Here is a 16,308-nt window from a genome sequence, read left to right on the forward strand (position 1 = left end):
GCCGTTGCACGCAAGAAAATCACGCTCTACCGTGCGTTGAAGGGGCGCCCGCCAAGGGCGGCCTGCGGGAGGAATGCGTGACGGCTCCGGTGTTCGACATCGCCATTATCGGCGGCGGCGTGAACGGCTGCGGCATCGCGCGCGATGCGGCCGGCCGCGGCGCCTCGGTCGTGCTGTTCGAGCAGGGCGACCTTGCCAGCGCGACATCCTCGGCCTCGACCAAGCTGATCCATGGCGGGCTGCGCTATCTCGAGCACTATGAATTCCGGCTGGTGCGCGAGGCGCTGACCGAGCGCGAGGTGATGTGGCGTGCCGCGCCGCATATCATCCGCCCCCTGCGCTTTGTGCTGCCGCACCATGCCGGCCTGCGGCCCTGGTGGATGCTGCGCCTCGGGCTCTTCCTCTACGACCATCTCGGCGGCCGCAAGCTGCTGCCGGCGACGCGCTCGCTCGACCTACGGCGAGACGCCGCCGGCGAGCCCCTGCAGCCGCGCTTCGACCGCGCTTTCGAATATTCCGATTGCTGGGTCGAGGACGCCCGCCTCGTCGTGCTCAATGCGCGCGACGCCGCCGAGCATGGCGCCTCGATCCTGCCGCGGACCAAGGTCGTTGGCGCGCGCCGGCAGAACGACCATTGGGTCGTCTCGACCGAGAGCGCCGACGGCAGCCATGCCGAGACCAGCGCGCGCGTCTTGGTCAATGCCGCCGGCCCCTGGGTCGCCGATGTCCTCAACGGCATCGTCGCCAGCAACCGTCCGGCTGCGGTGCGCCTGGTCCAGGGCAGCCATATCGTGGTGCCGCGCCTGTTCGAGCACGAGCGCTGCTACATTTTCCAGAATGTCGACGGCCGCATCATCTTCGCCATCCCCTATGAGGGCGACCTGACCCTGATCGGCACCACCGACAAGGACTATGACGGCGATCCGGCCAAGGTCGCCGCCAGCGAGGACGAGATCGCCTATCTCTGCGCCGCGGCGAGCGAGTATTTCCGCAAGCCGATCAAGCGCGAGGACGTGGTCTGGACCTATTCCGGCGTGCGCCCGCTCTACGATGACGGCGCCAGCAAGGCGCAGGAAGCGACGCGCGACTATGTGCTGACGCTGGACGAGCCGGCGGGCTCCGCGCCGCTGCTCTCGGTCTTCGGCGGCAAGATCACCACGGCGCGCCGGCTCGCCGAGGCGGCAGTCGAGAAACTTGCCGCAGCCGTGCCGGCGCTGCGGGCTGCCCCCTGGACGGCTGGAGCGCATCTGCCCGGCGGCGATTTCCCGGTCGAAGGTTTCGAAGGACTGGTCGAGCGCATCTGCGCCGCCCGCCCCTGGCTCGAGCGCAAGCTGGCGCGCCGGCTCGCCCGTGCCTATGGCACCCGTACGGAAGCCCTGCTCGAAGGCGCCAAGGCGATGGCTGATCTCGGGCGCGTCTTCGGCGCCGATCTCACCGAGCGCGAGGTCGCCTGGCTGATAAGCCAGGAATGGGCCGGGAGCGCCGAGGACGTGCTGTTCCGGCGCAGCAAGCTCGGCCTGCGCTTTTCGCCCGAGCAGCGCCGGGCGCTCGACGAGTACATGGCGACGAAGGCCTCGCCACCCGCTTCCGTTAGGATGGAGGCGCGCGGATGAGCCTGACGCTCGACAGCATCGGCCTGACACGCGGCGCGCAAACCCTGCTCGCCGACATCTCGCTGACGCTGGAGAGGGGCTCGCTCAATGTGCTGCTCGGCGCGACGCTGGCCGGCAAGACCTCGCTGATGCGATTGATGGCCGGGCTCGACGCGCCGAGCACCGGCAAAGTCCTGGTCGAGGGCCGCGACGTCACCGGGCTGCCGGTGCAGAAGCGCAATGTCGCGATGGTCTACCAGCAGTTCATCAACTACCCGGCGCTGTCGGTCTACGAGAATATCGCCTCGCCGCTACGCGTCGCCCGCTTGCCCGCGAATGAGATCGACGCCCGGGTCAAGAGCGCGGCGGCTCTGCTGCGGCTCGAGCCCTATCTCCAGCGCAAGCCGCTCGAGCTTTCCGGCGGCCAGCAGCAGCGCACCGCGATCGCCCGCGCGCTGGTGAAGCAGGCCGAACTGGTGCTGCTCGACGAGCCGCTCGCCAATCTCGACTACAAGCTCCGCGAGGAACTGCGCGAGGAGTTGCCGCGCATCTTCGCCGAATCCGGCGCGATCTTCGTCTATGCCACCACCGAGCCGAGCGAAGCGCTGCTGCTCGGCGGCAACACCGCGACCCTGTTCCAGGGAAAGGTCACGCAATTTGGACCGACCGCGCAGGTCTATCGCCAGCCGCACGACCTTACGACCGCGCAGGTCTTCTCCGACCCGCCGCTCAACACGCTCGCCAGCACCAAGCAGGGTGGCGAAGTCAGGCTTTCGACTGGCCAGAGCATTCCGGCCACTGGCGCCTTCGCGAGCGTGCCTGATGGTGTCTACACGATCGGCTTCCGCGCCCATCACCTTGCGCTCGATGCGCTGCCCGCGCCGGCGATCGCGTTGCAGGCGAGCGTCTCCGTCTCCGAGATCACCGGCTCGGAATCCTTCGTCCATCTTGATGTCGGCACGCACCGCCTGATCGCGCTGGTGCCGGGCGTGCGCCGTCTGGAGCCGGGTGCGGCCGTCACGGCCTGGCTCGATCCCGCCCGGATCTTCCTGTTCGATGCCGCAGGCTCACTCGCCGTGGCAGCTCCGGCAAAGGCGGCGTGACATGGCCAGGATCACGCTCGACAAGCTGGCCCACGCCTACAAGCCCAACCCGCAGGGACCGCAGGACTATGCCCTGCGCGAGGTCGACCATGTCTGGCGCCAGGGCGGCGCTTACGCCCTGCTCGGCCCCTCCGGCTGCGGCAAGACCACGCTGCTCAACATCATCTCCGGCCTCGTCGTGCCGACGCGTGGGCGCATCCTCTTCGACGACAAGGACGTGACGCAAGCACCGACCGAGGCGCGCAACATCGCCCAGGTCTTCCAGTTCCCGGTCGTCTACGACACGATGACGGTGCGCGAGAACCTCGCCTTCCCGCTGAAAAATCGCGGCGTCGCGCGGGCCGAGATCGAGACCCGTGTCGCCGAGATCGCCGGCCTGCTCGATCTGACCTCGGCGCTCGACCGCAAGGCGAGCCGGCTCGGGGCCGACGCCAAGCAGAAGATCTCGCTCGGGCGCGGGCTGGTCCGGCCCGACGTCGCCGCGATCCTGTTCGACGAGCCGCTGACCGTCATCGATCCGCATTTGAAATGGCAGTTGCGCTCGATGCTGAAGGAGCTGCACCGCAAGCTCGACCTCACCATGATCTACGTCACCCACGACCAGACGGAGGCGTTGACCTTCGCCGATACCGTGGTGGTCATGCATGATGGCGGCGTGGTGCAGACCGGCACGCCGGAGGAGCTGTTCCAGCACCCGGCCCACACCTTCGTCGGCCATTTCATCGGCTCGCCCGGCATGAACGTGCTGCCCTGCGCCGTCGAGGGCGCGCGTGCGAACCTCGCCGGACAGGAAATCGCGCTGGCGCGGCATTATCCGGCACTCGTCGGCAAGGTCGAGCTCGGCATCCGCCCGGAATACGCGACGCTCGCCCCGCGCGGCGCCGGGCTGCCGGTCAGGATCACCAGGATCGACGATATCGGCCGCGCCCGTATCGCCCGCGTCGAGCTCGGCGGCCTCAAGCTCGCCGCGAGCGTGCCGGAGGATGCCCGCTTCGATGGCGATCAGGCCGCGCTCGCGCTGCAGGCGGGCCAGATCCACATCTACAGCGACGGCCATCTGGTCAAAGGCGAAGCGCTATCGGGGGGCCAGCCATGAAGCCGGTCAACCAGAAGGCCTGGCTGCTCGTCCTGCCGGTGCTGCTGATCGTCGCGTTCTCGGCGGTGATCCCACTGATGACGGTGGTGAATTACTCCGCCCAGGATTCCTTCGGCAACAATCAGTTCTTCTGGAACGGCGTCGGCTGGTTCGCCGAATTGCTCGATCCCAAGAGCGATCTCGGCTCGCGCTTCTACGACTCGCTCTGGCGCAACCTCGCCTTCTCCGCGATCATTCTCGCCATCGAGATCCCGCTCGGCATCGTCGTGGCATTGTCGATGCCGCGCGAGGGTTGGACGGTCTCGGCGACGCTGGTGCTGATGGCGCTGCCGCTGCTGATCCCGTGGAACGTGGTCGGCACGATCTGGCAGATCTTCGCGCGCGGCGACATCGGCCTGTTCGGGGCCGCGATCAACGGGCTCGGCATCCGCTACAACTACGTCTCCGACCCGATCGCCGCCTGGATCACCATCGTCGTGATGGATGTCTGGCACTGGACCTCGCTGGTGGCGCTGCTCTGCTATGCCGGCCTGAAGTCGATCCCAGACGCCTATTACCAGGCGGCGCGCATCGACGGCGCCTCGCGCTGGGCCGTGTTCCGCACCATCCAGCTGCCGAAGATGAGCCGCGTGCTGCTGATCGCCGTGCTGCTGCGCTTCATGGACTCGTTCATGATCTACACCGAGCCCTTCGTCGTCACCGGCGGCGGCCCCGGCAATTCAACGACCTTCCTGTCGATCGAGCTGGTCAAGCTCGCGCTGGGCCAGTTCGACCTCGGCAAGGCCGCGGCGCTCTCGATCGTCTACAACCTGATCATCCTCGCGGTCTGCTGGGTGTTCTACACGGTGATGACCGCGGCCGATGCACGGGCCGACGTTGACGCGGGGAGGGGCTGATGCGCGGCGGCCGATTGATCCTCTCGCTCTACCTGATCGCGCTGATGTTGCCGATCTACTGGCTCGTCAACATGAGCTTCAAGACCAACACCGAGATCACCAACGCGCTGACGCTTTGGCCGCGGACCTTCACCTTCGACAATTACGCCAAGATCTTCACCGACCCGAGCTGGTACAACGGCTACATCAACTCGCTGCAATATGTGGCGCTGAACACCCTGCTCTCGCTCGCCTTCGCGCTGCCGGCGGCTTACGCTTTCTCGCGCTACCGCTTCCTCGGCGACAAGCACCTGTTCTTCTGGCTGCTCTCGAACCGGATGGCGCCGCCGGCGGTGTTCGCGCTGCCCTTCTTCAACCTCTATTCGGCGATCGGCCTGTTCGATACGCCCTGGGCGGTGGCGCTCGCGCACTGCCTGTTCAACGTGCCGCTCGCGGTCTGGATCCTCGAAGGCTTCATGTCCGGCGTGCCGCGCGAGATCGACGAGACGGCAGCGATCGACGGCTATTCCTTCCCGCGCTTCTTCGTGAAGATCTTCATGCCGCTGATCGCGTCCGGCATCGGCGTCGCCGCCTTCTTCTGCTTCATGTTCTCCTGGGTCGAGCTCTTGCTGGCGCGCACGCTGACCAGCGTCAGCGCCAAGCCGATCGCCGCGACCATGACCCGCACCGTCTCAGCCGCCGGCATGGATTGGGGCGTGCTCGCGGCAGCCGGCGTGCTGACGCTGATCCCCGGCGCGCTCGTGATCTGGTTCGTCCGCAACTACATCGCCAAGGGCTTCGCCCTGGGGAGGGTGTGATGGAACTCGCCTGGATGGCCTGGACCTGGCAGACCGGCCTCTTCTTCGCCGGTATCGCCAGCCTGCTCCTGATCCTGACGCTGCTCGCGGTCTTCCGGCCCGAGACCGAGCGCGTCGGCGTGCTCGGCATCGCCACCACCCGCGGCGACCGGCTCTTCATTTCGCTGCTCGGCAGCGCCTTCATTCACCTCGCCTGGCTCGGGATCGTCGGCCAGCCGCTGTGGTGGGCTTCCGGCCTCGCACTCCTCTATGCCGCAGCGGTGTTCCGCTTCGTCTGAGAGGGCCGAGCAGGAGGCGAAAAAGTGGGAACCGGTTTTTCGCGTCGGCTCCTGCTCTGACTTTTAGGTGGGAGACGGATTCAGCTTTCAGGAAAAATCGCGAAGCGATCCTTCCTGAGAGCATCCGGCTCCAGCCCAACAACAAGAAACGACCGGCCCGGAAGAACGGGCGGCACCCCAAGGGAAACGTCGGAGGACAACGATGACGATGCTCAGCAAGACCCTTACCAGCCTTTCCGGCGCGAGCATGTTCGCGCTCGCGCTCGCCGCCGGACCGGCCCTCGCCGGCCCCGAGGAGGCACGCAAATGGATCGACAGCGAGTTCCAACCCTCGACGCTCGACAAGGCGGCCCAGCTCAAGGAGATGGAATGGTTCATCAATGCGGCGAAGCCCTTCGCCGGCATGGAGATCAACATCGTCTCGGAGACGATCACCACGCATGAATACGAGGCCAAGACCCTGGCCAAGGCCTTCAGCGAGATCACCGGCATCAAGCTGACGCACGACCTGATCCAGGAAGGCGACGTGGTCGAGAAGATCCAGACGCAGATGCAGTCCGGCAAGAACATCTATGATGGCTGGATCAACGATTCCGACCTGATCGGCACGCATTTCCGCTACAAGCAGGCGACCAACCTGACCGACTGGATGGCCGGCCCAGGCAAGGACGTCACCAATCCCAGCCTCGACATCGACGACTTCATCGGCAAGTCCTTCGGCACCGGGCCGGACGGCAAGCTCTACCAGCTGCCGGTGCAGCAGTTCGCGAACCTCTACTGGTTCCGCTACGACTGGTTCCAGCGCGCCGACCTCAAGGAAAAGTTCAAGGCCAAGTACGGCTACGAGCTCGGCGTTCCCGTGAACTGGTCGGCCTATGAGGACATCGCCGAGTTCTTCACCAACGACGTCAAGGAGATCGACGGCACCAAGGTCTTCGGCCATATGGACTATGGCAAGAAGGACCCGTCGCTCGGCTGGCGCTTCACCGACGCCTGGCTCTCCATGGCCGGCAATGGCGACAAGGGCATTCCGAACGGCCTGCCGGTCGATGAATGGGGCATCCGCATGGAAGGCTGCCGCCCAGTCGGCTCAGCGGTCGAGCGCGGCGGCGACACCAACGGCCCGGCGGCGGTCTACTCGATCACCAAATATGTCGACTGGCTGAAGAAATACGCCCCGCCGCAGGCGCAAGGCATGACCTTCGGCGAATCAGGGCCCGTGCCGGCGCAGGGCACGATCGCCCAGCAGATGTTCTGGTACACCGCCTTCACCGCCGACATGGTCAAGCCCGGCCTGCCGGTGATGAGCGCGGACGGCAAGCCGAAATGGCGCATGGCCCCCTCGCCCAAGGGTGCCTACTGGAAGGACGGGATGAAACTCGGCTACCAGGACGCCGGCTCGGCGACCCTGCTGAACTCGACCCCGGTCGAGCGCCGCAAGGCGGCCTGGCTCTATCTGCAGTTCATCGTCTCGAAGACGGTCAGCCTGAAGAAGAGCCATGTCGGCCTGACCTTCATCCGCGAGAGCGACATCTGGGACAAGAGCTTCACCGAGCGCGCCCCGCAGCTCGGCGGGCTGATCGAGTTCTACCGCTCGCCGGCGCGCGTGCAGTGGACCCCGACCGGCAACAACGTCCCGGACTATCCGCGCCTCGCCCAGCTCTGGTGGCAGAACATCGGCGACGCCTCCTCCGGCGCCAAGACGCCGCAGGCGGCGATGGATGCGCTCGCCGCAGCGCAGGACTCGGTGATGGAGCGGCTCGAGCGCTCCGGCGTGCAGGGCGATTGCGGGCCGAAGCTCAACCCGCGCACCACGGCGGAAGAGTGGTTCGCCAAGGCCGAGAAGGCCGGCACGCTCGCGCCGCAGCGCAAGCTCGCCAATGAGAAGCCGAAAGGTGAAACGATCGACTATGACACGCTGATCAAGAGCTGGCCGGCGTCTCCTCCTAAGCGCGGCTGAGCCCCCTCCTCCCGGCTCGGAAGCGCGAAAGGGGCGCGGCAGCAATGCCGCGCCCCCGAATTTCCCTAGGTCCCACTCGCTCGCTATTGCTGGGTGGCGGCCTCGTCCATCCACATCACTTCCCAGACATGGCCGTCGAGGTCCTGGAAGCCGTGGGCGTACATGAAGCCGTAATCCTTCGGCTCGCTATAGGTCGTGCCGCCAGCGCCGAGCGCCGCCTTGACGATCGCATCGACAGCCTCGCGGCTGTCGCGCGAAAGCGCGGTGAGGACCTCCAGCGACTGGCTGGTGTCGGCGATCGGCTTGGGCGAGAAGCCTGCGAATTTCTCATGGGTCAGCAGCATGGCGAAGATCGTCTCGCTGATCACCATGCAGGCGGCAGTCTCGTCGGTGAACTGCGGGTTGAAGGAGAAGCCGAGTGCCCCGAAGAAGGCGATCGATTTCGGCAGGTCCTTCACCGGCAAGTTGACGAAGATCATCTGGGGCATTTTGTGCTCCTTAGGTCGGCACCATCTGTCGGATGCGTCGGCAATGGGCCGGGGCGATGTGGCGTGGCTATGACACGGCCAGGAGCGCCTGCCTGAGCTTGGCCGGCTCGATGTCGGTGAGGCGGGCATCGACTGCGTCATGTGTGCGCTGCCAGATCGGCAGGGCGCGGGCGAGCAGGGCAATTCCGTCCGGTGTAATTGCCAGGAGCCGGCTGCGGCGGTCTTTCTCGCCCGCGGCCACGACAACGAGGCCGCGGCGCTCAAGCGGCTTCAGCGCCGCGGTCAGCGTGGTCCGGTCCATGCCGAGCAGATTCGCGACCGGGCCGATCGGCGGCGGCTCCGGCCGGTTTAGCGACATCAGGAGCGAGAATTGCTGATTGGTGAGATCGACCGGACGCAATGCCTCGTCGAACAGCCGCGCCAGTGCGCGGGCCGCACGCTGGACATGCAGGCACAGGCAATGGTCGCGCACGTGCAGCGTCGTGGCGAAGGGGACGAGGGTTTCGAGCGGTGCTTCCGGTGATTTTGACATCGTTCAGATATGTTGATATCAACTCAGCAAGCTTAGGCTGAAGGGCTGGGTGCTGCAAGGAGGCGATGATGGAACATCATGTGGTTCCCCGATCCGAATGGCTGGACGCGCGCAAGGCCCTGCTCAGCCGCGAGAAAGAGTTCAGCCGGCTGCGCGATGAGATCAATGCCGAGCGCCTCGCTTTGCCCTGGGTCAAGGTCGATAAGGACTACGTTTTCGATACGCCGGGCGGCAAGAAGACGCTCGCCGAGCTGTTCGACGGCCGCAGCCAGCTGGTGATCTACCATTTCATGTTCGGGCCGGACTGGGAGGCGGGCTGCCCCGGCTGCTCCTTCATGGCCGACCATTTCGACGGCACGCTGGCGCATCTCAACAATCACGATGTCACGCTGGTCGTGGTCTCGCGCGCGCCGCTCGCCAAGATCGAGGCCTACAAGCAGCGCATGGGCTGGAGCTTCCCCTGGGTCTCGTCCTTCGGCAGCGAGTTCAACTTCGACTTCCATGTCTCCTTCACCAAAGACGAGCTCGCCAAGGGCCCGGTGCTCTACAACTTCACGCAGACACCGGCCGAGCAGGCTCATGACGAGCTTCCGGGCACGAGCGCCTTCATCCGCAACGAGGCCGGCGAAGTCTTCCATACCTACTCGTCCTACGCCCGTGGCGGCGAGGAGATGCTAGCGACGCTGATGATCCTCGACCGGGCGCCGAAGGGCCGCAACGAGAGTTCGACGCTGAGCTTCATCAAACGCCATGACGAGTATGAGGACCAGCCGAAGGTCCATGCCTGCTGCGCCGCCTAAAGGCGCAGCGGGCCCCGAACACGCGCATAGGGTTGGTGGGATGCCCATTCCCGCGAGGGAATGGGCTTGGGGCGCGTGTTTTTCTGGTAGTCCGGCCGCCTACCGTCATTGCGAGGGGGCGAAGCCGAGGAAGCAATCCAGGGGACGGCAGAGTTTCACGTCTTCTGGATTGCTTCGTTTCGCTCGCAGTGACGACTAGCCATGCGCCACGGTCGCACGCCGCACGATCCCCGCCAGTTCCGGCGAAGGATCGAGCGTGCCGAAGACATAGCCCCAATCGGCGTCGAGCCGCGAGCGGCAGAAGGTCTCGAACACCGCCTCGTCGGCGTGCTTTTTCAGCTCCGAGGCCTGCAGCGCATAGGCCATCAGATTGGCGAGCCGGCGGCCATGGCCGTCATCGTTGCGCGGCCTGGCGGCCTCGTCGCCGAGTCGATCGAGCCAGCGGTCGAGGGCGCGGTTGGTGCCGCGCGCCTGACCGACCTCGGCCATGAAGGCCTCCTTGGTGCGCGGTTCGCGATTGAAGGCGCGCAGCACATCCATGCACATCATGTTCGAGGTGCCCTCCCAGATCGCGTTGAGCGGCGCCTCGCGATAGAGCCGCGCCATCGGGTTCTCCTCGATGAAGCCGTTGCCGCCATGGCACTCCAGGGCCTCGACGACGAACGCGGCGGCGCGCTTGCAGTTCCAGAACTTCGCCAGCGGGGTGGTGACGCGGGCGAGATGACGCTCCTCCTCGGAGGTCTCCATCGCATCGGTTGCAGCGGCGACCCTGAAGGCCAGCAGCGTCGAGGCTTCTGAATCGATCGCGAGATCGGCAAGGATATTGGTCATCATCGGCTGCTCGGCCAGCGAGGAGCCGAAGCCCCGGCGCGACTGGGTGTGGTTGAGCGCCAAGGTGAGCGCCTGACGCATCAGCCCGGCCGAGCCGACGGCAAAGTCGAGCCGGGTCAGATGGGCGTGGCTGAGGATTTCCTTGATCCCGCCGCCCTCCTCGCCGACGAGCCAGCCCAGGCAGTCGCGGAACTCGACCTCCGAGGAGGCGTTCGAGCGGTTGCCGGCCTTGTCCTTGAGGCGCTGGATCTGCAGGCGGTTGCGGCTGCCATCGGGCAGGAAACCCGGGCAGAACAGGCAGGAGACGCCGCTTTGCGTCTGCGCCAGGGTAAAGAACCCGTCCGATTGCGGCACCGAGAAGAACCATTTGTGCCCGGTGATCAGGTAGACGCGGCCTTCCGGCGTATCCTCCAGGAAGCGAGCCGTGGTCTGGGTCTGGCGCAGGTCCGAGCCGCCCTGCTTCTCGGTCATCGCATAACCGATGCTGGCGCCGCTCTTCTGCGCCACCGGCAGCGGACGCTTGTCGTAGCGGCCCGAGGTGATCTTCTGCCGCCAGAGCACGAACTCCGGCTGGGCGAGGCCGGGAAAAGCGGCATAGGTCATGCCGGTCGGGCAACCGACGCCGTGCTCGATCTGGTTCCAGAGATAGGACAGGACGGCACGGCCGAGGTGGCCGTTCGGCTCCTTCGTCGTCCAGGCGAGCGAAGGCACCTCATGGGCGAAGGCGAGCGCCATCAATTCGTGCCAGGCCGGGTGGAACTCAATCCAGTCGGTGCGGTTGCCGTAGCGGTCATGGCTCCGAAGCTCCGGCCCATGGCGATTGGCGAGACGGGCGAGCTCCTGCACCTCGGCATCGCCGGCATGAGCGCCCAATGCAGCAGCCTTGGCGGCGACCCAAGGTGCCCCACGGGCGACGATGCCCTGAAGCACGGCGTCGCCGGAAAAGGCATTCCAGCCCGTAGCCGGCCGGGCCTGGTTGAGGACCTGATGAGTGGCGCTCGCGTGGATGTTCATTCCGCCGCCTCCTCTATCGTCATGCGCTCGGGCACCTCGCAGCCGGTCACGCAGCAGCGGCCGGGCTGCTTCGAGGCGCGCGAGCCATCGGCGAGCACGCCGCGATCGAGCAGGCTCTCGACCAGCGCGACCTTCTCCATGACGGGGTAGTTGCGCCAGATTTCGCGCTTCATCGCCTCGGGCGAACCGCCGCCATGCAGCGAGATCACTGAGTACCAGCCGGCCTCCTTGGAGACGGTGAGGTCCTCGATGAAACGGGCGACCTCGGCGCGCTGCTCATAGGGGATGTCCGGCCGCCCGGTCAGCACGGCCGAAAGCGAGGCGGAGGTCTCCGGATTATGGTCCTCGTCCGGGCCGGGCAGCGCCACGATCAAACCTCCCGAGACGTAGTGAGCGATCCTGTGCATGTCGTAGATCTTGGTAGCGAGCAGCAGCTTGCCGATATTGGCGAAAACTGCGTCCGGCATCGCCACGCCGGACGCGTCCTTGCTGCAATAGACCGAAGCCGCCACGCCACAGGCGAAGAAGCTCTCGGTGATGGTTATCAATTCGACCAGCTGCTCGCGGACATGGGAATGCCTGTCGGCATCGAGCCCATTGGCCTCGACCATCAAGGCGCCGGCGCCGATCAGCAGGTCGCCGAAGCCGGCTCGCGCGGCGATGCAGCTATGGCGGTGATGGGTGGCGTAGCTGGTGGTGAGATAGCCGGCCTCCTCGATCTCGCCGGCAAGGAACACCCGTTCCCACGGCACAAAGACGTCGTCGAACATCACCGCGCCGGTCGACTGGCCGTATTTCGCCGAGAATTTCGCCGCGGGATCGCCCGGCCGCCCGGCCGGACGCGCGACGATGGTGACGCCCTCCGCATCGCAAGGCACGGCGCAGCAAACGGCGAAATCCTCGTCGCCCTCGACGTGGGTGCGGCATGGCATCACCAGGAACTCGTGGACGTAAGGCGCACCGGTGACGATCGCCTTGGTGCCGCGGATGACGATGCCGTCGCGCCTGCGTTCCTTGATGTGGACGTAAGAATCGCGATTGGCCTGTGCGCCCGGCCGCAGCGAGCGGTCACCCTTGGCATCGGTCATGGCGATGCCAAGGGTAAGATCGCGCTCCTGCACCTCGTGCAGAAAGGCCTGGAAGCGCTGGGCGTAGTCGGTGCCGTGGTTGGCATCGGCCCGGACCGTCGCCTGGCCCAGCCCGTTGAAGGCGTCGTGGGTCAGGTAGCGCACGGCGCAACCGGCGATCTTGCACATCAGCCGGACGGCCTCGAGCTTGGCGAGGAGATCGCTGGAGCTCTGGTTGAGATGGAGCATCCGGTTGACCGTCTTGCCCGAACTCGCGTCGACCGCCGTCATGATCGGGGCATGGGCCGGGTCATGGGCGAGGTCGTAGCCGACGCCGATACCGTTGATGCCGGGCAGCAGCATCGGCTCGTCGGCGACGTTCTCGACCCTGCGGCCGTTGACGAAAAGGCGCGGAGAATAGGCCCGCAGGGATTCGCGATAGCCGGCGGCGTCCATCAGCATGCTAGCCTCCTCCCGAGCGGTTGTTGCTCCTAAAATTGAACGGCGTTAGATTTTCGTCAAGAGGGTTGGAGGCGTTCCAGAGTGAGCGAGGGATCCGCAGAGCGGAAACGCGGCCGCTATGCCGCGACGGACGCCAAGCGCGAGGGCATTCTCGCTGCGGCGCGCACGGTGTTCGAACGCGAGGGGCTGGACGGCGCTTCGCTGCGAGCGATCGCGGCCGAGGCCGGCTACACGCCGGCAGCGCTCTATTTCCATTTCGACTCGAAGGAAGCGCTCTATGCCGAGGTGCTCGGCCGCTCGATCGCCGTGTTGCAGGCGGCGGTCGATATAGCGGTCGCTGCCGCCGGTACCCCGGCCGAACGCTTCTCGGCCGCCGCGCTCGCCTTCTTCGACTTCTATGCCGAAAACCCGCGCGATCTCGATCTCGGCTTCTACCTGTTCCGCGGCGGCATGCGCCCGCATGGCCTCGGCCGCGAGCGCGACCGGGCCCTGAACGAGGCGCTGGAAGCGAGCCTTGCGCCGATCCGCGCGGCGGCGCAGGCGCTCGGCGCGGATGAAGCGCAGGCCGACTTGATCATGGCCGATGCTTTCGCCCATGCTTCCGGCGTGCTGCTCCTGGCGCATACGCGGCGCATCCGCATGTTCGGGACACCGCCGCGCGCGTTGATGGAACGCCATGTCGACACCGAACTCGACCGGCTCCAGCGGAGATGAAAGCGATGCCTCTGATGAGCGCCCGGCGATCCCGCCTCGTCATCATCGACTTCCAGACGCGGCTGATGCCGGCGATCCATGACGGGCCGCGCCTTCTCGCCAATGCCGGCAAGCTGGTCGCGGCGGCGAAACTGCTCGACGTACCGATCGTGATGACCGAGCAGAACCCGGCCGGGCTCGGCGCGACGGTGCCCGAGCTTGCCGAAGCCGCGCCGGCCATCGCCAAGATGAGCTTCGATTCCTGCGGCGCGCCAGGCTTCATCGACGCCATCACCGGCGACGATGATCTCATCCTCTGCGGCTGCGAGGCGCATGTCTGCGTCGGCCAGACCGCGCTCTCGCTGCTCGAGAACAAGCGCCGCGTCTTCGTCGTGCAGGACGCGATCGGCTCCCGCATGCCCGAGAGCAAGGAGGTGGCTCTGCGCCGGCTCGAACGTAACGGCGCCGAGATCGTCACTACCGAGATGGTGGTGTTCGAGTGGCTGCGCACGGCCGAGCATCCCCAATTCCGCGCTGCTGCCAAGCTGATCAAGTGAGCCCGACTGTGCCTATGCCCGTGCTTGCGCCTGCCTTCTGGTATTTCGACATCATCTCGCCCTTCGCGCATCTGGCGCTGACGCGGCTCGACGCGATCCGCGCGCACCGGCCGGTCCTGCTGAAACCGATCGTCTTCGGCGGGGTCCTCAAGGCCTGGGGCCAGCTCGGGCCAGCCGAGGTCGCACCCAAGCGCGTCCATACCTATCGCCTCGCGACGCACACAGCGCAGGCGATGGGCGTGCCCTTCCGCTTCCCGCCGGCCCATCCCTTCAACCCGCTCGCCATGCTGCGCCTGTTGACCGCGCTCGACGGCAATGAAGCGGCCGTTGCGGCCGCCTTCCACCTCGTCTGGGGCGAGGGACGCGAAGCCAACGATCCGGCGGTTCTGGCGACGGTGGCGGAAGCTGCCGGCCGGCCCGATGCGATGGCGCTGATCGCGGAGCAGGAGATCAAGGATCGCCTGCGCCAGGCGACCGAGGAAGCGGTCGCCGCCGGCGTCTTTGGTGTGCCGAGCCTGGTGATCGACGGCGAAGTCTTCTGGGGCGCCGACGCGATGGCGATGGCGCAGGACTATCTCGCTGATCCCACCGCCTTCCGCAGCGGCGAAATAGCGCGTGTCTCGACCTTGCCCGAAGGCATCCAACGGCAACGTTAGAACGACCTAGGGAACCGTCCGGCCGCAGCCACAGTTTCACGATGTTGTCGGTTTACGTCTGTCTTGGACAGGCAGACCATTCGCTGGCCGACAACGAAAGGAGACGCCCATGCTGCGCCGTTCGTTCCTGAAATTCGGCCTCGCCGGCCTGGCCGCGCCGAATCTGATCCTGCGCAGCGCCGAAGCGACCGGGCAGCCCCAGCCTGGCAGCCCGTTCATCGTCACTTATTTCGAGGTGCCGGAGATCAAGGGCTCACGCGACGTCACCGACGCCGGCGACGGCACGCTCTGGGTCTGCGGCCAGCGCAACGGCGTCCTCGGCCGTTTCGATCCGCGTACCAGCCAGACCAAGGTGATTCCGCTCGGCGATGGCGCCGCGCCGCACGGCGTCGTGCGCGGGCCAGACGGCGCGGCCTGGGTCACCGAGGGCGGCCAGAACGCCATCGCCCGCATCGACGACAAGACGCACAAGGTCGAGCTGTTCAAGCTGCCTCAGGGCCGCGAGCGCGCCAATCTCAACACGCCGGTCTTCGACAAGGCCGGCATGCTCTGGTTCACCGGCCAGAACGGCATCGTCGGCCGGCTCGATCCGAAATCCGGCAAGATGGAGATCTTCGACGCGCCGCGCGGCGCCGGCCCCTATGGCATGACGCGCACGCCGGCCGGCGAAATCTGGTTCGCCTCGCTCGCGGGCAACTACATCGCCCGGATCAACACGCAGAGCGGCGCCTTCACCGTGGTCGACCCGCCGACCGAGGGCCAGGGCGCGCGCCGGGTCTGGTCGGATTCGAAGAACCGGATCTGGGTCAGCGAGTGGAATTCCGGACAGGTCTCATCGTTCGATCCCGAAAGCGGCAGCTGGAAGGGCTGGAAGCTGCCGGGCAACAAGCCGCGGACCTATTCGGTCTATGTCGACGACGCCGACAAGGTCTGGCTGACCGACTTCGCCCTCAACAGCATCGTCCGCTTCGACCCGCTGAACGAGGAATTCAACAGCTTCCCGAGCGACAAGCCCGGCGCCAATGTCCGCCAGATGGATGGGCGCTCCGGTGAGGCCTGGGGCGGCGAGAGCGGCACCAACCGGCTGGTGCGCATCCAGACGGTGAAGCCGGCGTGAGAGCCGGCCTTGCGGCGCTGCTTGCACTCGCGCTGACCCGGACCGAACCGCTTCAGGCGCAGGAGCCGGCAGGAGCGATCGTCTTCAAGACCTGTCAGTCCTGCCATAGCCTGGACCCGGCCAAGACCGGCATGGCCGGGCCGCATCTTGCCGGGTTGAAGGGGCGCGTGCTCGGCTCGGCTGATGGCTTTGACTACTCGCCGGCGTTCAGGGCCGCGAGGGCGCAAGGGCTCAGCTGGGACGACGAGAAGCTGAAAGCCTACCTCGCCGATCCCGACACGATCGTGCCGGGCGGCTGGATGAGTCCGCCCGCCGGTTTCAGCGTGGCGGACCGGGTGGCTGTGGCGGACTATCTGCTGAGCAAATAGC

Annotated in this window: 17 protein-coding genes; 13 read left to right on the forward strand and 4 right to left on the reverse strand. The window is 66.4% G+C overall.

The window, feature by feature from the left end; genetic code table 11:
- The first annotated feature begins 77 nt into the window (after positions 1-77).
- The 7 genes from glpD to ACSQ3M_RS24485 all read left to right on the forward strand — a co-directional run bounded on the left by glpD (position 78) and on the right by ACSQ3M_RS24485 (position 7,722).
- Positions 78-1,613, forward strand: a complete 1,536-nt coding sequence (glpD, locus tag ACSQ3M_RS24455; protein ID WP_436152674.1) for a glycerol-3-phosphate dehydrogenase — start codon at positions 78-80, stop codon at positions 1,611-1,613.
- Complete coding sequence (locus ACSQ3M_RS24460; protein ID WP_436152675.1) at positions 1,610-2,695, forward strand: ABC transporter ATP-binding protein; 1,086 nt, start codon at positions 1,610-1,612, stop codon at positions 2,693-2,695. Before glpD ends, ACSQ3M_RS24460 begins: the two co-directional genes overlap by 4 nt.
- Before the next feature lies 1 nt (position 2,696).
- Positions 2,697-3,791, forward strand: coding sequence for an ABC transporter ATP-binding protein (locus ACSQ3M_RS24465; protein ID WP_436152676.1), 1,095 nt, complete (start codon positions 2,697-2,699; stop codon positions 3,789-3,791).
- Positions 3,788-4,687 carry a carbohydrate ABC transporter permease gene (locus ACSQ3M_RS24470; protein WP_436152677.1) on the forward strand — a complete coding sequence of 300 codons (900 nt, stop codon included), beginning with the start codon at positions 3,788-3,790 and terminating at the stop codon, positions 4,685-4,687. Before ACSQ3M_RS24465 ends, ACSQ3M_RS24470 begins: the two co-directional genes overlap by 4 nt.
- Positions 4,687-5,484: a carbohydrate ABC transporter permease gene (locus ACSQ3M_RS24475; protein ID WP_284167673.1), complete on the forward strand. Its 798-nt coding sequence runs from the start codon at positions 4,687-4,689 to the stop codon at positions 5,482-5,484. The genes ACSQ3M_RS24470 and ACSQ3M_RS24475 overlap by 1 nt, the downstream gene beginning before the upstream one ends.
- A complete protein-coding gene (locus tag ACSQ3M_RS24480; RefSeq protein WP_436152678.1) occupies positions 5,484-5,762 on the forward strand; it encodes a DUF2160 domain-containing protein in 279 nt (92 codons plus the stop codon). The genes ACSQ3M_RS24475 and ACSQ3M_RS24480 overlap by 1 nt, the downstream gene beginning before the upstream one ends.
- A gap of 247 nt (positions 5,763-6,009) precedes the next feature.
- On the forward strand, positions 6,010-7,722 hold the full coding sequence (locus ACSQ3M_RS24485; protein ID WP_436152737.1) for an ABC transporter substrate-binding protein: 1,713 nt from the start codon (positions 6,010-6,012) through the stop codon (positions 7,720-7,722).
- 83 nt (positions 7,723-7,805) lie between these two features.
- On the opposite strand, the gene ACSQ3M_RS24490 is transcribed toward ACSQ3M_RS24485, so the two are convergent.
- Both ACSQ3M_RS24490 and ACSQ3M_RS24495 read right to left on the reverse strand, forming a co-directional pair.
- On the reverse strand, positions 7,806-8,210 hold the full coding sequence (locus ACSQ3M_RS24490) for a VOC family protein (protein WP_436152679.1): 405 nt from the start codon (positions 8,208-8,210) through the stop codon (positions 7,806-7,808).
- A gap of 67 nt (positions 8,211-8,277) precedes the next feature.
- Positions 8,278-8,742 (reverse strand): MarR family winged helix-turn-helix transcriptional regulator, encoded by a 465-nt coding sequence (locus ACSQ3M_RS24495; RefSeq protein ID WP_436152680.1) that lies wholly within the window; start codon positions 8,740-8,742, stop codon positions 8,278-8,280.
- Between the two features lie 68 nt (positions 8,743-8,810).
- Between ACSQ3M_RS24495 and ACSQ3M_RS24500 the strand changes: the two genes are divergently transcribed.
- A complete protein-coding gene (locus tag ACSQ3M_RS24500; protein ID WP_436152681.1) occupies positions 8,811-9,542 on the forward strand; it encodes a DUF899 domain-containing protein in 732 nt (243 codons plus the stop codon).
- A 195-nt stretch (positions 9,543-9,737) separates the two neighbouring features.
- Here the strand turns inward: ACSQ3M_RS24500 and ACSQ3M_RS24505 are convergent, their stop codons facing one another.
- Entirely contained in the window at positions 9,738-11,387 is a 1,650-nt protein-coding gene (locus tag ACSQ3M_RS24505; RefSeq protein ID WP_436152682.1) for an acyl-CoA dehydrogenase family protein, read from the reverse strand.
- On the reverse strand, positions 11,384-12,916 hold the full coding sequence (locus ACSQ3M_RS24510; protein WP_436152683.1) for a 4-hydroxyphenylacetate 3-hydroxylase family protein: 1,533 nt from the start codon (positions 12,914-12,916) through the stop codon (positions 11,384-11,386). Before ACSQ3M_RS24510 ends, ACSQ3M_RS24505 begins: the two co-directional genes overlap by 4 nt.
- 81 nt (positions 12,917-12,997) lie before the next feature.
- On the opposite strand from ACSQ3M_RS24510, the gene ACSQ3M_RS24515 reads away from it, so the two are divergent.
- The 5 genes from ACSQ3M_RS24515 (at position 12,998) to ACSQ3M_RS24535 (ending at position 16,307) form a co-directional block, all read left to right on the forward strand.
- Complete coding sequence (locus ACSQ3M_RS24515; RefSeq protein WP_436152684.1) at positions 12,998-13,630, forward strand: TetR/AcrR family transcriptional regulator; 633 nt, start codon at positions 12,998-13,000, stop codon at positions 13,628-13,630.
- A 5-nt stretch (positions 13,631-13,635) separates the two neighbouring features.
- Complete coding sequence (locus ACSQ3M_RS24520; protein WP_436152685.1) at positions 13,636-14,166, forward strand: hydrolase; 531 nt, start codon at positions 13,636-13,638, stop codon at positions 14,164-14,166.
- 14 nt (positions 14,167-14,180) lie between these two features.
- Positions 14,181-14,822 carry a 2-hydroxychromene-2-carboxylate isomerase gene (locus tag ACSQ3M_RS24525; protein WP_436152738.1) on the forward strand — a complete coding sequence of 214 codons (642 nt, stop codon included), beginning with the start codon at positions 14,181-14,183 and terminating at the stop codon, positions 14,820-14,822.
- 109 nt (positions 14,823-14,931) lie between these two features.
- Positions 14,932-15,939, forward strand: a complete 1,008-nt coding sequence (locus ACSQ3M_RS24530) for a Vgb family protein (protein ID WP_436152686.1) — start codon at positions 14,932-14,934, stop codon at positions 15,937-15,939.
- Positions 15,936-16,307, forward strand: a complete 372-nt coding sequence (locus tag ACSQ3M_RS24535; protein WP_436152687.1) for a c-type cytochrome — start codon at positions 15,936-15,938, stop codon at positions 16,305-16,307. The genes ACSQ3M_RS24530 and ACSQ3M_RS24535 overlap by 4 nt, the downstream gene beginning before the upstream one ends.
- The last annotated feature ends 1 nt before the right edge of the window (position 16,308 follow it).

This window comes from Allobosea sp. LjRoot90, from assembly GCF_964254315.1.
Lineage (GTDB): Bacteria > Pseudomonadota > Alphaproteobacteria > Rhizobiales > Beijerinckiaceae > Allobosea.